Source organism: Gilliamella sp. B14384G10 (assembly GCF_016101685.1).
In the GTDB taxonomy this organism is placed as follows: domain Bacteria; phylum Pseudomonadota; class Gammaproteobacteria; order Enterobacterales; family Orbaceae; genus Gilliamella; species Gilliamella apis_A.
The window spans coordinates 89,284-108,433 of record NZ_JACFQA010000004.1; the positions used below are offsets into that span (position 1 = coordinate 89,284).

A 19,150-nucleotide genomic window follows, 5' to 3' on the forward strand; every position below is an offset into this window, starting at 1 on the left:
TTAACTCCATAGGAGTCAATTGTGAAAGACTTACTAAAGTTTCTAAAAGCACAAACAAAAACTGAAGATTTTGATGCTATCAAGATAGGCCTAGCCTCTCCTGATATGATTCGTTCATGGTCTTTTGGTGAAGTTAAAAAACCTGAAACAATTAACTATCGTACGTTTAAACCTGAACGTGATGGATTGTTTTGTGCGCGTATTTTCGGGCCAGTTAAAGATTATGAATGTTTGTGTGGAAAATATAAACGTTTAAAACACCGTGGTGTTATTTGTGAAAAATGTGGTGTAGAAGTCACACAAGCTAAAGTACGTCGTGAACGTATGGGCCACATTGAACTTGCATCACCAACTGCACATATTTGGTTTTTAAAATCATTACCATCTCGTATTGGTTTATTACTTGATATGCCACTTCGTGATATTGAACGTGTACTTTATTTTGAATCATTTATGGTTCTTGATGGAGGCATGACAAATTTAGATCGTGGACAAATTTTAACTGAAGAACAGTATTTAGATGCGTTAGAAGAGTTCGGTGATGAGTTTGATGCACGCATGGGTGCAGAAGCTATTCAAGAATTATTACGTAATATTGATGTTCAAGCTGAATGTGAAGCATTACGTGATGAACTCTCAACCACTAATTCTGAAACAAAACGTAAAAAGTTAACCAAAAGAATTAAGATCATTGAAGCATTTATCCAATCAGAAAATAAACCTGAATGGATGATCTTAAATGTGTTACCTGTGTTGCCACCAGATTTACGACCATTAGTACCACTTGATGGCGGTCGTTTTGCAACATCAGACTTAAACGATTTATATCGTCGTGTTATCAACCGTAATAATCGTTTAAAACGTTTATTAGATTTAGCTGCACCAGATATTATTGTTCGTAACGAAAAACGTATGCTACAAGAATCTGTAGACGCATTATTAGATAATGGTCGTCGTGGTCGTGCAATCACTGGTTCAAACAAACGTCCATTAAAATCACTTGCCGATATGATTAAAGGTAAGCAAGGTCGTTTCCGTCAAAACCTATTAGGTAAACGTGTAGACTATTCTGGCCGTTCAGTAATTACTGTAGGTCCATACTTACGTTTACATCAATGTGGTTTACCGAAGAAAATGGCTCTTGAGCTATTTAAACCATTTATCTACGGTAAATTAGAGCGTCGTGGTTATGCAACAACCATTAAAGCTGCTAAGAAGATGGTTGAACGTGAAGATGCAATTGTTTGGGATATCTTAGATGAAGTTATTCGTGAACATCCGGTATTATTAAACCGTGCACCAACACTTCATAGACTTGGTATTCAGGCGTTTGAGCCTATCCTAATTGAAGGTAAAGCGATCCAATTGCACCCATTAGTTTGTGCGGCATTCAATGCTGACTTCGATGGTGACCAAATGGCGGTTCACGTTCCATTAACGTTAGAAGCACAATTAGAAGCGCGTGCGTTAATGATGTCAACCAACAATATTCTTTCACCAGCAAGTGGTGAACCTATTATCGTTCCATCTCAGGACGTGGTATTAGGTCTTTACTATATGACTCGTGATAAAGTCAATGCTAAAGGTGAAGGCATGGTATTAACCGGCCCTAAAGAAGCAGAAAAACTGTATCGTTTAGGTCTAGTTGAATTACATGCTAAAGTTAAAGTACGTATAACTGAAAGTCATCGTAACAGTATTGGTGAATGGGAAGATACGACTTCTGTAATTGATACTACTGTTGGTCGTGCTATCTTATGGTTAATTATGCCTAAAGGTATGAGTTTCTCTGTTATCAATCAACCGCTTGGTAAAAAAGCAATTTCACGAATTTTAAATATTTGTTATCGTCAATTGGGCATGAAAGAAACTGTTATTTTAGCTGACCAAGTTATGTATACCGGCTTTGCTTATGCAGCGCGTTCAGGTGTATCGGTTGGTATTGATGATATGGAAATTCCTGCTAAGAAATTACAAATTATCAATGAAGCTGAAATCGAAGTTGCAGAAATTCAAGAACAGTTCCAATCTGGTTTAGTAACTGCAGGTGAACGTTATAACAAAGTTATCGATATTTGGGCAGCAGCTAATGAGCGTGTTGCTAAAGCGATGATGGATAACTTATCAACTGAAAAAGTGATTAACCGAGAAGGTGAAGAAGAAGTTCAATCTTCATTTAATAGCATCTATATGATGGCCGACTCTGGTGCTCGTGGTTCTGCAGCTCAGATTCGTCAGTTAGCGGGTATGCGTGGTTTGATGGCTAAACCAGATGGTTCAATCATCGAAACGCCAATTACGGCAAACTTCCGTGAAGGATTAAACGTACTTCAATACTTTATTTCGACCCATGGTGCGCGTAAAGGTCTTGCTGATACCGCATTGAAAACAGCGAACTCAGGTTACTTAACTCGTCGTTTAGTTGATGTGGCTCAAGATTTAGTTGTTATTGAAGATGACTGTGGCACGTTAGAAGGTGTGGTAATGACACCTGTGATTGAAGGTGGTGATGTTAAAGAACCATTACGTGAACGTGTATTAGGTCGTGTAACAGCTGAAGACGTATTAAAACCAGGTAGTGCGGATATTTTAATCCCTCGCAATACATTACTTGATGAAAGTTATTGTGATCTACTTGAACAAGAATCTGTTGATAGTGTCAAAGTTCGTTCAGTCGTTTCGTGTGATACTGATTTTGGTGTTTGTGCGAAATGTTATGGACGTGACTTAGCTCGTGGTCACTTAGTGAACAAAGGTGAAGCTATCGGTGTTATCGCTGCTCAATCAATCGGTGAACCAGGTACACAGTTAACCATGCGTACGTTCCATATCGGTGGTGCGGCATCTCGAGCAGCAGCAGAATCTAGTGTTCAAGTTAAAAACAAAGGTAGTATTAAACTGACTAATGCTAAATTTGTAACTAATCCAGATCAGAAACTAGTTATTACTTCACGTAATGCTGAATTAACTATTATTGATGAATTAGGTCGAATGAAAGAAACTTATAAAGTTCCTTATGGCTCGATTCTAACTAAAGGTAATGGTGCAACTGTTGATGCTGGTGAAACGGTAGCAAACTGGGATCCGCATACAATGCCAGTTATTTCGGAAGCGAAAGGTTTTGTTCGTTTTGTTGATATGATCGATGGCCAAACCATTACTCGTCAAACTGATGAGTTAACAGGTTTATCATCTATCGTGATCTTAGATGTAGCAGAACGTACTGGTGTTGGTAAAGATCTACGTCCAGCAATTAAAATTGTTGATGCTAAAGGTAATGATATCTTTGTGGCAGGTACAGAAATGCTTGCGCAGTACTTCTTACCTGGTAAAGCATTAGTACAATTAGAAGATGGTGCGGAAATTAATGTTGGTGATACACTTGCACGTATTCCACAAGCATCTGTAGGTACTAAAGATATCACCGGTGGTTTACCTCGAGTAGCTGATTTATTTGAAGCTCGTAAACCTAAAGAGCCGGCAATTCTTGCTGAAATTGATGGTATTATCTCATTCGGTAAAGAAACTAAAGGTAAACGTCGTTTAATTATCACTCCACTAGATGGTAGTGAACCATATGAAGAGATGATTCCAAAATGGCGTCAACTTAACGTATTCGAAGGCGAACAAGTTGGCCGTGGCGATGTGATTTCTGATGGACCTGAATCAGCACATGATATTTTACGTCTACGTGGTGTTAATGCAGTAACTCGTTATATTGTGAATGAAGTTCAAGAAGTTTATCGTTTACAAGGTGTAAAAATTAATGATAAACATATTGAAGTTATTGTTCGTCAAATGTTACGTAAAGCAACTGTTATTCATCCTGGTGGTTCTCGTTTACTTGATGGTGAACAACTTGAAGTTTCACGCTTGAAGATTATTAATCGTGAGCTTGAAGCACAAGGTAAAGAACCAATTGTTTACTTGCATGATTTGCTTGGTATTACTAAAGCATCACTTACTACTGAGTCATTTATTTCTGCGGCATCGTTCCAAGAAACGACTCGCGTATTAACTGAAGCAGCAGTTGCAGGTAAAAATGATGAACTTCGTGGTCTGAAAGAAAACGTTATTGTTGGTCGCTTAATTCCAGCAGGTACTGGTTATGCATATCATAAAGAGCGTTTGCGTAAACGCGCAATGCCATCTGATGATGCAATTCAACCAACAACTGTTTCAGCTGAGGAAGCTACAGCTAACTTAGCGGAATTATTGAATTCAGCAGAAGAAAATCAATAGATTTTAGATAAATCGACTAAAGTAGCACGTGTTATCACGTGCTATTTTTTTTGTCGAGTGTATGGGGTATGAAAGGAGTATTAGATGTATATTGTAATGAATCGTTTTAAAATTAAGTTAGGTAGTGAAGACACTTTTATTGAAATATGGCGTAATCGTGATAGTCATTTAAAAGAGATGAAAGGTTTTAATCGTTTTTATTTCCTTAAAGGAAAAACTTATGAAGATTACACATTGTTTTCATCATATGCCGAATGGGAATCAAAACAAGATTTTGAAAATTGGGTTAATTCTGCTCATTTCAAACATACTCACCGTAATACAGATAGCCGTCCAAATAACGCAGATATCTATTTTGAACCGGCTCAACTTGAATGTTTTGAAGTCATTATCTAAGTAATTTTTAAACTAAAAAATCAAATTTAAAAATAAGCATTGTGAGCAATACCAATAAAAAATTACCGATGATAATTCTTCGCAAATTGCATAAAAAAAGATATAATCAAATAAAATTATATGGGCATAACATCTATTAAAGAACTTGAGCAGTCCATGTAAATTAAATCTACTATCTAAAAGTCTCTTCTTTGTATTTTATAGTTCATAATTATTTTTATAAAAAGTTTTAAAAATATATTCCTCAATTAAGCATTTTCAGTTTGTTTAGTAACAAAATTTTTAGGCTACTGGTTAGTATTTTCTAATTATCATTGCTTTTTTAAGTTATTTGAAAGTTTAACTATTTACAGGGGCTTGCCATGAAATCGAAATTACTATTGCTTATTCTTATTTTAATCATTGTTGGTGGATTTTTCTTTTTTAAAGACTATAACAGTATTCAAACTCAAGACGAAAAAGTTGCTGCATCTTGGTCGGAAGTGATTAATCAGTATAAACGTCGAGCAGATTTAGTTCCGAATCTTGTCAATACAGTAAAAGGATATGCAACTCATGAAAAAGATGTTTTTACTCAGGTAACAGATGCGAGAGCGAAAGTGGGTTCGATCCAAATTAATGCAGATCAACTTAGCGATCCCGCTTTATTCTCAAAATTCCAACAAGCCCAATCAGAGTTAAGTTCCGCATTAAGTCGCTTAATTGCGGTTAGTGAAAATTACCCTGAACTTAAAGCAAACACTCTTTATCAAGATTTAATGAGCCAATTGGAAGGTACTGAAAACCGGATAACGGTTGCTAGAGGTCGATATATAGAAACAGTACAATCATTTAATACTTATATCCGTCAATTACCAACCAAATGGATTGCAAATGTTATAGGGGTACAACCAAAACAACAGTTTACGGTTGAAAATGAACAACAAATTTCTAATCCACCAGCAGTCAATTTTGGACAATAAACATAATGAAAAAATATTATCTGCTCTTTTGTTTACTGTTTTTTAGTGCTGTAAGTTATGCATTAACTGAAATTCCAACATTTGATCGCCGTATTATTGATACATCAGATACTTTAGAACCATCACAAATAGATGATTTGGAATCAAGCTTGATTACTTTTGAAAAAACGCGAACTGATGGTGCACAGATCGCGGTATTAATGATCCCCAAACTCGATAATGAAACGGTTGAACAGTATGCTGATAGGGTGTTTATTAAGTGGAAAATAGGTAAAAAAGAGCAAGATAATGGTATTTTATTATTAATTGTTAAAGATGATAAGTTGATGCGAATCGAAGTTGGTTATGGTTTTGAAGGCATCATTACCGACTTAATTGCTAGTCATATCATTCGTGAACAATTAGTGCCACAATTTAGACAAAATAACTATTATCAAGGTATACATGATGCGCTTTCAGTTTTAATTAATAAGTTGAATGATCCTCAACAGGTACCAGCGACTAATAGTGATCCAGATCTCAAAACGGTACTTGCTGGTGATTTTGGTGCCAATTTATTTAGTTATGGATTAGCATCCTTTTTTATTTGTTTCACTATTGCTAGCTTATTTTCGATTACTTTCTCTAAACGTAGTGCTAGCCGAAGTTTAGGTACTGGTTTACTAAATGGTATATCAGTTGGCGGTTTTACTTTGTTCAATGGTTATTCATTACATATTGTCTTACCTCTAATATTTTTAGCATTTGTTGCCAGTGCGATTTTAAGTGGAATTTTAACCATGAGTGGCGGTAGCGGACGTGGTGGTCGAGGAGGCGGTTTCGATGGGGGGAATGGTGGTGGTTTTGGCGGAGGTTCATTCGGCGGATTTGGTGGTGGAGGCGGTGGCCGTAGTGGTGGCGGTGGTGCCTCTGGCAGCTGGTAAACTTTCTTAAAAAGTACCAAAAGAAATTGGCAATTTACTTTTTTAACAAAAATACTACTTAGGTTCATAGCCTCGATAGCAAAAATAACTATCTGTGCTTGAAAAATTTTGAGGAGAGGGGTTTTTTATATCATAAAAATTTATTAATGATACTTTTAAGTAATAGTTTATTTAAATTTAAAATCAATTTAGTTGATCTTCAATCACATCCTACATAATAATCCTTGTTTACAATAGCTTTTAGCCTGCCTGACAATAAATTTCCTTTTGCAATAGGAAAAAGTCTCTCTCCACATTGATAATTATTTCCTTTAGGCTAAGTCATCTTAAAAAGAAACAAGAGAATTAGAATGACTATGCCACAAATACAATTCCGTATGATCGAAGATGATTTAGATCCCGAAGTTGTGACTGCGCAAACGATAGAAATCATTAATCGTTGGTTAACTGATCATCAAATAACCCAAAATGACGTGCAAAAAGCGATGTTGTTATCACATGTTAAAGCAATGGTTGAAAGAGCGAAAACGCTAGAAAAACTACCTGAGGTTGATCCTTCTTTATTTGATGAACTCTCAGAGCAATCCTTAATGCTTGCACGTAAAACCATACAATTATTCAATAGTCTACCAATGGAAGAGGCTTATTTACTGGCTGTTCATTATGAAGTAGCTATAGCAAATTAAACGAATTAATAAATTTAAAAAACAATAATTGATAGGAGCATAATTATGGCAGAAGTAATCATTGTCATCGGCGATAGAATGGGCAAAGGACAAAAAATTGCAGAGGGAATTAATTCTATAGAAGGGTGTCGTGCAATTGTTATTCCAGGTATGGCAGCTGATATGAAATTGGGTGACGTAATGAATAGTGAGAATGCAGATCTAGGGCTTTCGTTTTGTGGCAGTGGAGGTGCAGGTGCCATAACGGCACAAAATAAATATGGCTATTCTCAACGACACGGTATGCGTTCAATTGAAGAAGGTGAAACAGCCATTAATGACGGTTGTAAAGTACTAGGTTTTGGTTTTATGGATACAGTAGAACTTGGCCAACGTATAGCCCAAGCATTTTTGAAAAAATATCCTCGTTCTTAAATAGGTTAGAAATATGAAAAAAACTGAGCAGATACAAGTAAGAGTAACTGGGCAAGGAGATTCGAAGCAGCGTGCGTTTGCTATAGCGCTAAATCAAGTGCAAAAGCAGGTACTTAAAAATACTAATAATGTCATGTTACGAATTGAACCGCTTGATATTAGTGTTGTTTCTGCTATTGAAAAGATAACTACAGAACGCTTTTTATTTATCTTTTTACCTAGAAAAAAGACATTTTATGACATCACACTCGATGTCTCAGTAAATGTTACGTTTATCGATCTGAACGATATTAAATTTATCTCTAAATAACGTAAAAGGAAAGTCATGGAAATTCTAATTATAGCATTGAAGTCCATTGTAATTGGTGGACTGTGTGGATTTGGAGTAGGCGCTGGTGCAGCTCGAATGTTTCATGCTCCAACTTATCAAGGTATGGGGGCCTTTCGAACACTAGGTGAACTTAATTCTTGTGAGGGTGATCCTGCTGCACATTTTTCATTTGGCTTAGGATTCTTTTTTAATGCCTGGGCTTCATCTGTTGCTGCTGGTTCATTTACCCAAGATGTTGATCATCGCATCATTCCAAATTGGGGTGCTGCACTATTGATGATAAAAAACCGAAATTTAGCACAAACGTTACATGATCCTAAGAAAATGGCCTTTGCTTGTGCATTTATCGGCGTGATTGTTGTGTTATTTTTAAATACAACCACCTCGGTTATTCCTGATTCTTTAAAAATTACTGCAACTAAAGTTTTAGTTCCAGCCGCAAATTTACTGGTCGCAACTGTGATGCCGGTTATTTTCTGGTTGGCAGCTTTAGATGCCGGTAGAAGAAGTGGTTTTTGGGGCACTTTGTTTGGTGGGCTAGCGCAATTAATTATGGGTAATGCAGTACCTGGTTTAGTGTTAGGTATTTTGATTGGTAAAGGAGTGGATGACAGTGGTTGGAATCGAGTGATGAAAATCATGTTAGCTGCGGTAATTGTTTTATTTGTCATGAGCGGATATTTCCGTGGATTTGATATGAAAATGATTAATTCATTCCGAGATGGTTTGTCTTATTGGTTTAAATAATATAGGGAACAACAGATTATGAATACTCAAACAACCATTAATAAAAGTTTTTGGTATGCCGATTGGTCATTCCCTATTCTTTGTGGATTACTCTCTGCAGGTATTTTCGCTGGAACACATACTTTTTATGTATATGGGATTGGTGCTTTTAACGAAATAGCATTTGTTGCAATGCTTAAATCTGGTATGACGACAGGTGATTATGGTGCCGTAGCCGCTTTTGGTGCTAGCTTTTTATTTGCGCGTGTCATTGAGGGATCGCTGGTTGGGATACTTGATATTGGTGGTGCGCTACAAACAGGTATTGGTTTAGGTGTGCCAGCGTTGTTATTAGCGGGTGGCTATACATTGCCAATTGAGAATTTTTTGGTAGCGTTATTAACCGGCTTACTGCTCGGTATGGTAATCGGCTTACTTATCATCCTTATTCGTAAATTTACAGTTAACAGTGGTGGTGGATCAACCTTTGGCGCAGATGTCATGATGGGAGCGGGAAATGCATCAGGTCGATTTCTTGGTCCAATGATTATTTTATCAGCTATGGTTGCATCTATTCCTATTGGTATAGGGTCATTGCTTGGTGCACTATTATTTTATGTATGGAAAAAGCCTATTACAGGTGGTGCAATATTAGGTGCCATGATTTTTGGCGGTATCTTCCCAATTATATAATATTATGTCCCCTCTATCATGATTATGGTCGAGGGGATTGGATTAAATTATGTATGATTTAATTATAAAAAATGCCAAACTCATTGATAATTCAATAACCGATATTGCCATTCAACAAGGCAAAATTGTGGAAATTGGCAAAAATATAATCGCAACATCAAATCAAGTATTGGATTTACAAAATCAACACTATATAAGTGCCGGCTGGATAGATTCCCATACTCATTGCTTTGCTCACTCACCAATTTACCACGATGAACCAGATCTCATTGGTGTTAAAACTGGTGTGACGGCAGTGGTTGATGCTGGTAGTGTTGGCGCACTTGATGCGGACGAATTTTATGATTTAGCGATGCAGGCTAAAACTCATGTTTATTCTTTTTTAAATATCTCAAAAATTGGTTTAATAAGACAAAGTGAGCTTGCTGATATGCAAGATATAGATGTGCCGTTATTTGACCAAACTTTAGTTAAATATCCTAATTTTATTATTGGAATAAAAGTTAGGATGAGTCGTAGCGTTGTTGGCGAAAATGGTATTTTACCGTTAATCAAAGCGAAAGAGATGCAGAAAAAGACGGGGTTGCCACTAATGATTCATGTAGGAAATAATCCGCCTGAACTTGATGAAATTGCAGATTTATTAACTAAAGGCGATATTATTACTCATTGTTTTAATGGTAAGCCAAACCAAATATTTGATAAGCAGAATAATCTGCGTGATTCAATTAAACGCGCCATTGGACGTGGGGTGATTTTAGATATTGGTCATGGTGGTGAAAGTTTCAGTTTTGCAGTAGCTGAGCGAGCTAAATGCTTAGATGTTTATCCAAACACTATTAGCTCTGATATATATTCTAAAAATCGCTTGCAAGGTCCTGTATTTAGCTTAGCAAATGTGATGAATAAATTTATCTGTCTAGGTTATAGCAAAACTAGAATTATTGATAGTGTCACTAAAAATGCGGCACAAATATTGCATTTAAATAATAAAGGGGAAATAGCTATTGGCTATGATGCCGATTTGACTATTTTTGATATAAAACAGCAAACCGTCTCTTTAACTGATTCAGAAGGTGAGCAGAGGGAATGCCATGAACAGTTTGTTCCTTTAGCCGCTATCGTAACAAATACAACCAAAAAAGTTACACACATTGAAATAACACAAGAAGGTAGTAAAAATGAGCTCAGAATCTCAAACTGAAAAAGAAATATACAGTAAATACCACTTGAAAAAAGTGATTAATGCTTCGGGGCGAATGACTATTTTAGGTGTTTCAACACCTAGAGCAGAAGTGGTTGATACTGTATCCCACGGATTAAATGAATATTTTGAAATAAAAGATTTAGTTGATAAAACTGGTCAATACATTGCTAAATTACTCAATGTCGAAAACGCTGTGGTCGTATCATGTGCCTCGGCTGGCATTGCGCAAGCTGTCGCAGGTTTAATCGTTAAAGATGATCGTGATTTATTATTTAATTTACATAGTTCTGATAAATGGGTAGCAAGGGAAATTATTGTGCCAAAAGGACATAACGTAAATTTTGGTGCTCCTATTAGTACTATGGTCGCTCTAGGTGGTGGAATTGTGGTTGAAGCGGGTTATGCAAATGAGTGCAAACCAGAGCACATTGAATCATTAATTAATTCTGATACCGCGGCTATTTTATATGTTAAATCACATCATTGTGTGCAAAAAAGTATGTTATCAGTTGCGCAAGCCGTAACAGTGGCCAAAAAATATAATATTCCATTAATTGTTGATGCCGCAGCGGAAGAGGATTTACAAACCTATTATCAACAAGGCGCTGATTTAGTTATTTATAGTGGTGCAAAAGCAATTGAAGGGCCAACTAGTGGCTTAGTTATTGGCCGCCACCAAGCTATTGAATGGCTTAAACTTCAGTCTCAAGGTATTGGCCGACCAATGAAGGTTGGTAAAGAAGGTATTTTAGGCTTAACCAGGGCAATTGAGTTATATATTAACGATCCTAAACAAGAAACTGGGCAAGAAATGGTTGTCAAAATGACACCATTTATCGAAAAGTTAAATTCTATTAATGGTATATCGGCAAAAGTTGTCTGGGATGGTGCTGGCCGAGATATTGCTCGTGCAGAAATATCATTTGATGCAAAGGTTATTGGTAAAAGTGCTGTTGAAATGATAGACCTGATGAAGCAAGGCGAGATTGCAGTCTATTTTCGGGAATATAAAGCCAATGAGGGTAAAGTAGATGCAGATGTTCGTAGTGTAACGGCGGAACAGCTTGATATTGTCTATAACAAAATTATAAAAATTATCCAAGGAGTTAAATAATGCAATTGACACCAAATTATTTTAACGATCGCGTTTGTTTAAACGTATTAGCCAATTCAATTGATAATGCTAGTGCTATTTATGAAGCTGCACAAACTTATGTTGTTGTGGGAGTGTTATCTAAAAATTATCCAGATAATCAGCAAGCAATAGAAGATATGAAAAAATATGCGTTAGCCATTGATAATGCTATTTCAGTTGGTCTGGGAGCGGGTGATCCTAATCAATCTACTATGGTGTCAGAAATATCTGCAGTTCTACAGCCTCAACATGTTAATCAAGTTTTTACAGGGGTGGCAACAAGTCGTGCTTTATTAGGACAAAAAGAAACGGTAATTAATGGTCTTGTATCACCAACAGGGAAAGTAGGATTAGTTAATATAGCTACAGGGCCACTAAGCTCAAAATCACCAGCTGCTATCGTTCCGGTTGAAACCGCTATTGCTTTATTAAAAGATATGGGGGGAAGCTCAATTAAATATTTCCCTATGGGTGGGTTAAAACATATAGATGAATATGAGTATGTGGCTAAATGTTGTGCTGAACATGATTTCTATCTAGAACCTACTGGTGGTATAGATTTAGACAATTATGAAGCAATTTTAAAAATTGCCTTAAATGCCGGTGTGAAAAAAGTTATTCCACATATTTATACCTCAATTATTGATAAAGCAACTGGGGCGACAAGAACTGAAGATGTTAAACAACTATTAGCGATTACGCAAAAGTTAGCAGGATGAGTAATGGCATCTAAATTGCTATTCCCTTATCAACGATTAGCGTATATTTTTGATACGATAAAAAACGAATTGCTACCTCAAAAAGAGCTAGCAAATCGTTTTACAGTATCAATCAGAACAATTCGGTCTGATATTGTTGCGCTTAACGATGTATTAAATAAGTATGGTGCGCAAGTTGATTATATTAAAAACGTTGGTTATCACCTTGTCATAACAGATCCTAATCTGTATGCAACCATTCCGATTGTTCAGCAAATAGAACGAGTTCCTCGAACTAATAAAGAGCGCGTTTCCGCTTTATTAATTGCATTTTTAACTCAATCAAAGTCGGTAAAATTGGATGATATTGCTGGTGAATGGTTTTTGAGCCGTAATACATTACAAAATGATGTTATTGAAGTTAAGCAATATTTAGATAAATACCATTTATCGCTGGATAATCGTCCTTATTCAGGTATGCGATTAGTTGGTGAGGAATCGGCTATTCGAGCATGTTTAACTGATATTTTATGGCAACATCATATCACAGGGGACACTATCAATGTTAATCGGTTAATTCAGACGATATTATCTGATATTGATTTAGATTATCTGGAAAATGTACTACAAAATCAGTTTGAACGTTTTGAATTAAAATTAACCTCGGAAGGGCAAGGGTATTTGCTCTATTGTTGTGCTGTTTCAATCACCAGAATTACGCAAGGGTATGAACTAGTTGAATATCAAGTCGATAATATTGATTCGACAGTTATTGGCGCTGCACGTGAGGTTTCTGAAGGCTTCTCCTATTTTTTAGGTAGTACCCTTTCTGATGCTGAATTTAACTATTTATGTGTGCAGATTATGTCGCGCACTATTATGGAATCACCTAATCAAGCTAAAAGTTTAGAGTTATTTGAACATATCTTATCTTATATCAATGATTCTTATCACTATAATTTGAAACAAGATATGAAGCTACGTCAAGATATGTTAATTCATATTTCATCGTTGCTATCTCGTATAAAATATCAAATTCATACTTCTAATCCGTTATTACATGAAATTAAACAATATTATCCTTTTGCTTATGATATTACTTTATCGGCATTAGCGAATATTCCTAAGTTTACTGATGTGAAAATGACTGAAGACGAAATTAGCTATTTAGCAATTCATATAGGGGTAGCATTAGAGCGCAATTATAGTGCAGGATATAAAAGATTAGTGCAAATTTTATTAGTCAGTGAATTGGGTAACGCTACTTTGCGTATGATTGAATCAAAAATTAAACGCGATTTTCCTCATATTTTAATTAATCGAACGATTTCTTATAGAGAATATGAACAGTTAACGCATATTGAAGAAGATTTTGTGGTATCGACGGTTCGCTTAAACGAAAAAGATAAGCAAATAGTGAAAATAGCACCATTTCCAACGCCTTATCAACTAGAACAATTAGGGCGTTTATCAATGGTTGATCGCACTATGCCATATATTATTGAGCGTTTTTTTAATGAAAAATTTTTCCTAATTATTGACAAACCGATGACACAAAGCGAACTATTCCAGAGAGTTTGTCAACGGCTGGAAAAATTTGGATATGTGGGACAGGACTTTTATCCATCGGTAGTAGAACGAGAAAGTATTGTATCGACTTTAATAGGTGAAAATATTGCTATTCCTCATTCAGTTGGGTTGTTGGCCAAAAAGACAGTAGTTACCACTATTTTGGCTCCTCAAGGTATTGAATGGAATAAAAATGAAATTGCGCATGTTATTTTCTTATTAGCAATTAGCAAAGATGAATACGAAGATGCGATGCGAATTTATAACTTAGTCGTCAATTTTGTTAAAGAGAGATCAACTAAGCGGTTGTTAAATAGTCGTAATTTTGATGATTTTCAAGCTATTGTAAAAGATAGTTTTGGGCGTTTATCGTAATAAACTCGATTTAATTTGCAATTAAAAAAGGGATTTAACTAAGCGAGTAACACAAGTTATTTAGTGATTAAATAAATAACAATTGTGAACGCTAAAAAAACCCGTTCCTCAAAATTTTTTGTTAAGAAATAAGTAAAATTATAATTATAAATATTTAAGAAATAATCAACAATTAAAACAAATTATCATGTGCTTGCCCATTGACGAAATGGTGATTTAAAGGTATTATGCGCGCCTTATGGCTTTGTGTGGTTTTTAGCTGCACTTAATAATTTTTAAGGTAGGCATGCATATCTTATGCAAAATAAATTACCATTAACAATTGACCCAATCAAAGCAGCACAAAAAAGACTTGATTATGTTGGATATTATCCAGCAAAAAGTGCAACAAGGATTGAAAGTCCAAAAAGTGATATCGAATGTCATTTGTCTTTTGATTTTGATGAGCAAAGACTTTGCGTTATCACTATTGATGCAAAAATGACGCTAGAACAAATTTGTCAGCGTTGTTTTAAACCTTTTATCACTGAAGTTCATGTGATGAATAAATTTAGTCCTGTTAAGAGCGATGCTCAAGCAGAGACATTACCGGAACATTATGAACCCGTTTTAGTTAACGAGTTTGGTGAAGTAGATATATTAGCGTTAATTGAGGACGAAATTATTCTCTCATTACCAATTGCGCCGGTGCATGATAGTAAACACTGCGAAGTGTCAGAGGCAGATATGGTGTTTGGTGAAATTCCTGCTGAGAATGAAAAACCAAATCCATTTGCAATTTTAGTTAGTTTAAAGAATAAGGGGTAAATCCATGGCTGTTCAACAGAATCGTAAAACTCGTGCAAAACGTGGTATGCGTCGTTCTCATGATGCATTAACTGTTGCTAATATCTCAGTTGATGAATCAGGTAAAACTCATTTACGTCATCACGTAACCGCTGATGGTTATTATCGCGGTCGAAAAGTGATTTCTAAATAATTAATTAGTAATTAGAAATCTTCAGGTGACATTTTGGATAATCTAACCATTGCGTTAGATGCTATGAGCGGGGACTTTGGTCCTCGTATTGTTGTTCCTGCTGCAATTCAAGCATTACATCATTATCCAAATCTTTCTATCTTTCTTGTTGGTGACATAAAGGAAGTTAGATTTTTTTTATCTAAAGAAAATACCAAGCTAGTTACCCAGTACCAAGAAACTGGTCGCTTGATGGTGACAGAATCAACATCTATCATTACTAATGATATGAAACCTTCTTATGCGATTAGGCATAGTCAAGGTTCGTCAATGAGAATTGCATTAGAGTTAGTAAAAAATAATAAAGCTCAAGCTTGTGTTAGTGCTGGTAATACGGGTGCGCTGATGGGGTTGTCTAAGTTATTATTACATTCTCTAACCGGTATTGATAGACCAGCATTAGTTGCCACCATTCCGGCGTTAAATAATCAAAATACTGTGGTACTTGATTTGGGAGCAAATGCTGAATGTGATAGCGATATGCTGGTTCAATTTGCTATAATGGGTGAAATACTAGCAAAATCGGTTCTTCATATTGAAAATCCTCGTGTTGCTTTGCTTAATATTGGTGAAGAAGACATCAAAGGATTGGATAAAATTCGTGCTGCTGCGTCTATTTTGAAAGCTAATCATCAAATTAATTATATTGGTTATTTAGAAGGTAATGAGCTATTAACTGGTAAAACAGATGTATTAGTTTGTGACGGCTTTGTTGGTAATGTGACTTTGAAAACGGTAGAAGGGTTAATTAAAATTTTTCTATCTTCGTTCAAAATGCTTTTAGGGCACAACTCATTAGTTATGAAGTTTTTGAGTAAATGGCTGCAAAGAAAATTAGTAAAAAATTTTGGTTATTTAGACCCTGGGCGATATAATGGCGCGTGTTTACTTGGTCTTCAAAGTATTGTGATTAAAAGTCACGGTAGTGCCAATCAAAAATCATTTTTTGCAGCAATAGAGCAAGCTATTTTAGCTATCGAAACAAATATACCAGAGAAGATTGCCAATAGCCTTTCTTCTGCACTACCCAAGAGCGAATAATTCGATGTATACAAAAATATTAGGAACAGGAAGTTATCTTCCAAAACAAATAAGAACTAATGCCGATCTTGAAAAAATGGTGGATACTAGTGACGAATGGATAACTACTCGTACGGGTATTAAAGAAAGAAGGATAGCTGCACCCGATGAAACTGTTACTAGTATGGCCTATGAAGCGGCGATTAAAGCTATTGAAATGGCGGATATTGATAAACAAGAGATTGGTTTGATTATTGTTGCAACAGCAACGTCTGCTAACGCTTTTCCTAGCTCGGCTACAGAATTACAAGCTAAATTAGATCTCGGTGATGTGGTTGCCTTCGATGTGTCGGCAGCTTGTTCTGGATTTATTTATGCATTAGATATTGCTGATAAATATGTAAAAAGTGGTGTAATAAAATATGCCTTAGTTGTTGGTTCTGATATGTTAACTCGTGGTGTTGATCCAACAGATAGAGGTACAATTATCATTTTTGGTGATGGTGCTGGAGCAGTTGTGGTTGGTGCTTCTGAAGAGCCAGGTATTATTGCCTCTCATTTACATGCCGACGGCCGTTATGGTGAATTATTAAAATACCCATATGTTGATCGCCGTTCACTTAATGATCCTCTCTATATGACAATGCAAGGCAACGATGTATTCAAAATTGCAGTCAAAGAACTTTCTAATCTAGTTGATGAACTTTTAACCGAAAATACATTCAATAAATCTGATTTAGATTGGTTAGTGCCACATCAAGCTAATTTACGGATTATTTCAGCTACAGCTAAACGTCTTGATATGGATATGAGTAAGGTGATTGTTACACTTGATAAACAAGGAAATACGTCTGCTGCATCAGTACCTTGTGCATTAGATACAGGTGTACGAGATGGACGTATTAAACGTGGGCAACTAATTTTATTAGAAGCTTTCGGTGGCGGCTTTGTTTGGGGCTCAGCACTCGTTAGATTTTAATTTTATAAATTATTTAGGTAATCAAGGATTTCAAAATGACCAAATTTGCAATGGTATTTCCAGGACAAGGCTCACAAGCTGTTGGTATGTTAAAAGATCTTGCTGAAAATTATCCAGTTGTGAAATCAACTTTCGATGAAGCATCACAAGTATTAGGTTATGATTTATGGACTTTAGTTCAAGCTGGTCCAGCTGAAGAATTAAATAAAACTTGGCAAACACAACCGGCATTACTTGCTGCATCGGTTGCGATTTACCGAGTTTGGCAAAGTATTAATGGCCCTCAACCAGAATTTATGGCTGGTCACAGTTTGGGTGAGTATTCAGCATTAGTATGTGCTGGTGTGATTGATTTTAAAGATGCTATTAAATTAGTCGAGTTACGTGGTAAATTAATGCAAGAGGCAGTGCCAAGTGGTACTGGTGCAATGTTTGCTATTATTGGTTTAGATAACGATTCAATTAAAAAAGCATGTGAGCAAGCGGCTCAAGGTCAAATTGTTGCGCCAGTTAATTTTAATTCACCAGGCCAAGTTGTTATTGCTGGTAATAAAGAAGCTGTTGAACGTGCTGGTGCTCTTTGTAAAGAGGCCGGCGCTAAACGTGCGTTACCATTGGCGGTAAGTGTTCCTTCTCATTGTGCATTGATGAAACCAGCCGCTGATAAACTAGCGACAACTTTAAATAACATGACGTTTAATCCACCTCAATTTGCTGTGATTAATAACGTTAATGTTAAAGTTGAATCATCGGCAGATAATATTAAAGCGGCATTAATAGCCCAGTTATATAGCCCAGTTCGTTGGACTGAAACGGTTGAAGAAATGGCAAAACAAGGTGTAACACTATTAGTTGAGATGGGTCCAGGTAAAGTTTTAACGGGCTTAACTAAACGAATTGTTGATTCATTATCAGCTTGTGCTGTTAATGATAAAGCGTCATTAGATGTTGCAATTGAAAATACTAAATAGAATACAAAAGGGGTAGTTATGAACCTATCAGGAAAAATTGCTTTAGTAACTGGTGCAAGCCGTGGAATTGGAAAGGCCATTGCAGAAAAATTAGTTGCATGTGGTGCAACAGTGATTGGTACTGCAACGACAGAAAAAGGCGCACAGGCCATAAGTGAATATTTAGGCTCTAACGGAAAAGGTTTGGCACTAAATGTAACTGACGAAGCATCTATTGAATCAGTTATTAATGCAATTAAAACGGAGTTTGGCGATATTGATATTTTAGTTAATAACGCAGGCATTACCCGTGATAATCTATTAATGCGAATGAAAGAAGACGAATGGCAAGATATTTTAAATACTAACTTAACATCAGTTTTTCGTTTATCAAAAGCATTAATGCGTACTATGATGAAAAAACGTTATGGTCGAATTATTACTATAGGCTCAGTTGTAGGCACTATGGGTAACGCTGGTCAGGCTAATTATTCTGCAGCAAAAGCTGGATTAATCGGATTTAGTAAATCTTTAGCACGTGAAGTTGCATCTCGTGGAATTACAGTTAATGTTGTTGCACCAGGATTTATTGCAACTGATATGACAGAAGCCCTAACGGATGAGCAAAAAGCTTTAACGTTAGCACAAGTACCAGCAGGACGTTTAGGTGAACCGGCTGAGATTGCTAATGCGGTGGCATTTTTGGCTTCTGATGAAGCATCTTACATTACAGGTGAAACTTTACATGTCAATGGCGGCATGTATATGGTGTAATTGATCAGAATAGTGTAAAATGAACCAATAATTTGAAGTTTTGAACAAAAAA

The 19,150-nt window shown here is 36.0% G+C and carries 19 protein-coding genes; all 19 read left to right on the forward strand.

Annotated features, from left to right (window positions below):
• Positions 1–21: 21 nt before the first annotated feature.
• Positions 22–4,242, forward strand: a complete 4,221-nt coding sequence (gene rpoC, locus H3T54_RS10010; protein ID WP_086358838.1) for a DNA-directed RNA polymerase subunit beta' — start codon at positions 22–24, stop codon at positions 4,240–4,242.
• 84 nt (positions 4,243–4,326) lie between these two features.
• A complete protein-coding gene (locus H3T54_RS10015) occupies positions 4,327–4,638 on the forward strand; it encodes an antibiotic biosynthesis monooxygenase (protein ID WP_065614605.1) in 312 nt (103 codons plus the stop codon).
• Positions 4,639–5,000: 362 nt separating this feature from the next.
• On the forward strand, positions 5,001–5,600 hold the full coding sequence (locus H3T54_RS10020) for a LemA family protein (RefSeq protein WP_086358839.1): 600 nt from the start codon (positions 5,001–5,003) through the stop codon (positions 5,598–5,600).
• Between the two features lie 5 nt (positions 5,601–5,605).
• Positions 5,606–6,523 carry a YgcG family protein gene (locus H3T54_RS10025; RefSeq protein WP_198222311.1) on the forward strand — a complete coding sequence of 306 codons (918 nt, stop codon included), beginning with the start codon at positions 5,606–5,608 and terminating at the stop codon, positions 6,521–6,523.
• Between the two features lie 350 nt (positions 6,524–6,873).
• Positions 6,874–7,209, forward strand: a complete 336-nt coding sequence (locus H3T54_RS10030) for a PRD domain-containing protein (RefSeq protein WP_198222309.1) — start codon at positions 6,874–6,876, stop codon at positions 7,207–7,209.
• A gap of 45 nt (positions 7,210–7,254) precedes the next feature.
• The gene (locus H3T54_RS10035) at positions 7,255–7,623 is read left to right on the forward strand and encodes an SFCGS family glycine-rich protein (protein WP_198222307.1); all 369 of its coding nucleotides are present in this window, start codon (positions 7,255–7,257) and stop codon (positions 7,621–7,623) included.
• 13 nt (positions 7,624–7,636) lie between these two features.
• Complete coding sequence (locus tag H3T54_RS10040) at positions 7,637–7,933, forward strand: DUF4312 family protein (protein WP_065578355.1); 297 nt, start codon at positions 7,637–7,639, stop codon at positions 7,931–7,933.
• A 15-nt stretch (positions 7,934–7,948) separates the two neighbouring features.
• Entirely contained in the window at positions 7,949–8,701 is a 753-nt protein-coding gene (locus tag H3T54_RS10045; RefSeq protein WP_086362279.1) for a DUF4311 domain-containing protein, read from the forward strand.
• Between the two features lie 18 nt (positions 8,702–8,719).
• On the forward strand, positions 8,720–9,373 hold the full coding sequence (locus tag H3T54_RS10050) for a DUF4310 family protein (RefSeq protein WP_086358844.1): 654 nt from the start codon (positions 8,720–8,722) through the stop codon (positions 9,371–9,373).
• A 49-nt stretch (positions 9,374–9,422) separates the two neighbouring features.
• Entirely contained in the window at positions 9,423–10,577 is a 1,155-nt protein-coding gene (locus H3T54_RS10055) for an amidohydrolase/deacetylase family metallohydrolase (RefSeq protein ID WP_198222305.1), read from the forward strand.
• A complete protein-coding gene (locus H3T54_RS10060; protein ID WP_198201735.1) occupies positions 10,555–11,694 on the forward strand; it encodes a DgaE family pyridoxal phosphate-dependent ammonia lyase in 1,140 nt (379 codons plus the stop codon). The genes H3T54_RS10055 and H3T54_RS10060 overlap by 23 nt, the downstream gene beginning before the upstream one ends.
• Positions 11,694–12,434: a KDGP aldolase family protein gene (locus H3T54_RS10065; protein WP_198222303.1), complete on the forward strand. Its 741-nt coding sequence runs from the start codon at positions 11,694–11,696 to the stop codon at positions 12,432–12,434. The genes H3T54_RS10060 and H3T54_RS10065 overlap by 1 nt, the downstream gene beginning before the upstream one ends.
• Before the next feature lie 3 nt (positions 12,435–12,437).
• Positions 12,438–14,357: a transcription antiterminator gene (locus H3T54_RS10070; RefSeq protein ID WP_198222301.1), complete on the forward strand. Its 1,920-nt coding sequence runs from the start codon at positions 12,438–12,440 to the stop codon at positions 14,355–14,357.
• 297 nt (positions 14,358–14,654) lie between these two features.
• Complete coding sequence (gene yceD / locus H3T54_RS10075; protein WP_086320900.1) at positions 14,655–15,164, forward strand: 23S rRNA accumulation protein YceD; 510 nt, start codon at positions 14,655–14,657, stop codon at positions 15,162–15,164.
• Positions 15,165–15,168: 4 nt separating this feature from the next.
• Positions 15,169–15,336, forward strand: a complete 168-nt coding sequence (gene rpmF, locus H3T54_RS10080) for a 50S ribosomal protein L32 (RefSeq protein ID WP_025316508.1) — start codon at positions 15,169–15,171, stop codon at positions 15,334–15,336.
• 33 nt (positions 15,337–15,369) lie between these two features.
• Positions 15,370–16,416, forward strand: a complete 1,047-nt coding sequence (gene plsX / locus H3T54_RS10085; protein ID WP_232350190.1) for a phosphate acyltransferase PlsX — start codon at positions 15,370–15,372, stop codon at positions 16,414–16,416.
• A gap of 4 nt (positions 16,417–16,420) precedes the next feature.
• Positions 16,421–17,374 carry a beta-ketoacyl-ACP synthase III gene (locus H3T54_RS10090; RefSeq protein ID WP_110448550.1) on the forward strand — a complete coding sequence of 318 codons (954 nt, stop codon included), beginning with the start codon at positions 16,421–16,423 and terminating at the stop codon, positions 17,372–17,374.
• A gap of 35 nt (positions 17,375–17,409) precedes the next feature.
• Positions 17,410–18,345 carry an ACP S-malonyltransferase gene (gene fabD / locus H3T54_RS10095; RefSeq protein WP_110448549.1) on the forward strand — a complete coding sequence of 312 codons (936 nt, stop codon included), beginning with the start codon at positions 17,410–17,412 and terminating at the stop codon, positions 18,343–18,345.
• Positions 18,346–18,363: 18 nt separating this feature from the next.
• On the forward strand, positions 18,364–19,098 hold the full coding sequence (gene fabG, locus H3T54_RS10100; RefSeq protein ID WP_110448548.1) for a 3-oxoacyl-ACP reductase FabG: 735 nt from the start codon (positions 18,364–18,366) through the stop codon (positions 19,096–19,098).
• Positions 19,099–19,150 lie beyond the last annotated feature (52 nt).

Excerpts from the sequence above, each read along its gene's own strand:
- H3T54_RS10055 (WP_198222305.1), top strand. The coding sequence starts at position 9,423 with ATGTATGATTTAATTATAAAAAATGCCAAACTCATTGATAATTCAATA.
- fabG (WP_110448548.1), top strand. The coding sequence starts at position 18,364 with ATGAACCTATCAGGAAAAATTGCTTTAGTAACTGGTGCAAGCCGTGGA.
- H3T54_RS10015 (WP_065614605.1), top strand. The coding sequence starts at position 4,327 with ATGTATATTGTAATGAATCGTTTTAAAATTAAGTTAGGTAGTGAAGAC.
- H3T54_RS10090 (WP_110448550.1), top strand. The coding sequence starts at position 16,421 with ATGTATACAAAAATATTAGGAACAGGAAGTTATCTTCCAAAACAAATA.
- yceD (WP_086320900.1), top strand. The coding sequence starts at position 14,655 with ATGCAAAATAAATTACCATTAACAATTGACCCAATCAAAGCAGCACAA.
- H3T54_RS10050 (WP_086358844.1), top strand. The coding sequence starts at position 8,720 with ATGAATACTCAAACAACCATTAATAAAAGTTTTTGGTATGCCGATTGG.
- H3T54_RS10030 (WP_198222309.1), top strand. The coding sequence starts at position 6,874 with ATGACTATGCCACAAATACAATTCCGTATGATCGAAGATGATTTAGAT.
- H3T54_RS10025 (WP_198222311.1), top strand. The coding sequence starts at position 5,606 with ATGAAAAAATATTATCTGCTCTTTTGTTTACTGTTTTTTAGTGCTGTA.
- H3T54_RS10065 (WP_198222303.1), top strand. The coding sequence starts at position 11,694 with ATGCAATTGACACCAAATTATTTTAACGATCGCGTTTGTTTAAACGTA.
- H3T54_RS10040 (WP_065578355.1), top strand. The coding sequence starts at position 7,637 with ATGAAAAAAACTGAGCAGATACAAGTAAGAGTAACTGGGCAAGGAGAT.
- rpmF (WP_025316508.1), top strand. The coding sequence starts at position 15,169 with ATGGCTGTTCAACAGAATCGTAAAACTCGTGCAAAACGTGGTATGCGT.
- H3T54_RS10060 (WP_198201735.1), top strand. The coding sequence starts at position 10,555 with ATGAGCTCAGAATCTCAAACTGAAAAAGAAATATACAGTAAATACCAC.
- H3T54_RS10035 (WP_198222307.1), top strand. The coding sequence starts at position 7,255 with ATGGCAGAAGTAATCATTGTCATCGGCGATAGAATGGGCAAAGGACAA.
- fabD (WP_110448549.1), top strand. The coding sequence starts at position 17,410 with ATGACCAAATTTGCAATGGTATTTCCAGGACAAGGCTCACAAGCTGTT.
- H3T54_RS10020 (WP_086358839.1), top strand. The coding sequence starts at position 5,001 with ATGAAATCGAAATTACTATTGCTTATTCTTATTTTAATCATTGTTGGT.
- H3T54_RS10045 (WP_086362279.1), top strand. The coding sequence starts at position 7,949 with ATGGAAATTCTAATTATAGCATTGAAGTCCATTGTAATTGGTGGACTG.
- H3T54_RS10070 (WP_198222301.1), top strand. The coding sequence starts at position 12,438 with ATGGCATCTAAATTGCTATTCCCTTATCAACGATTAGCGTATATTTTT.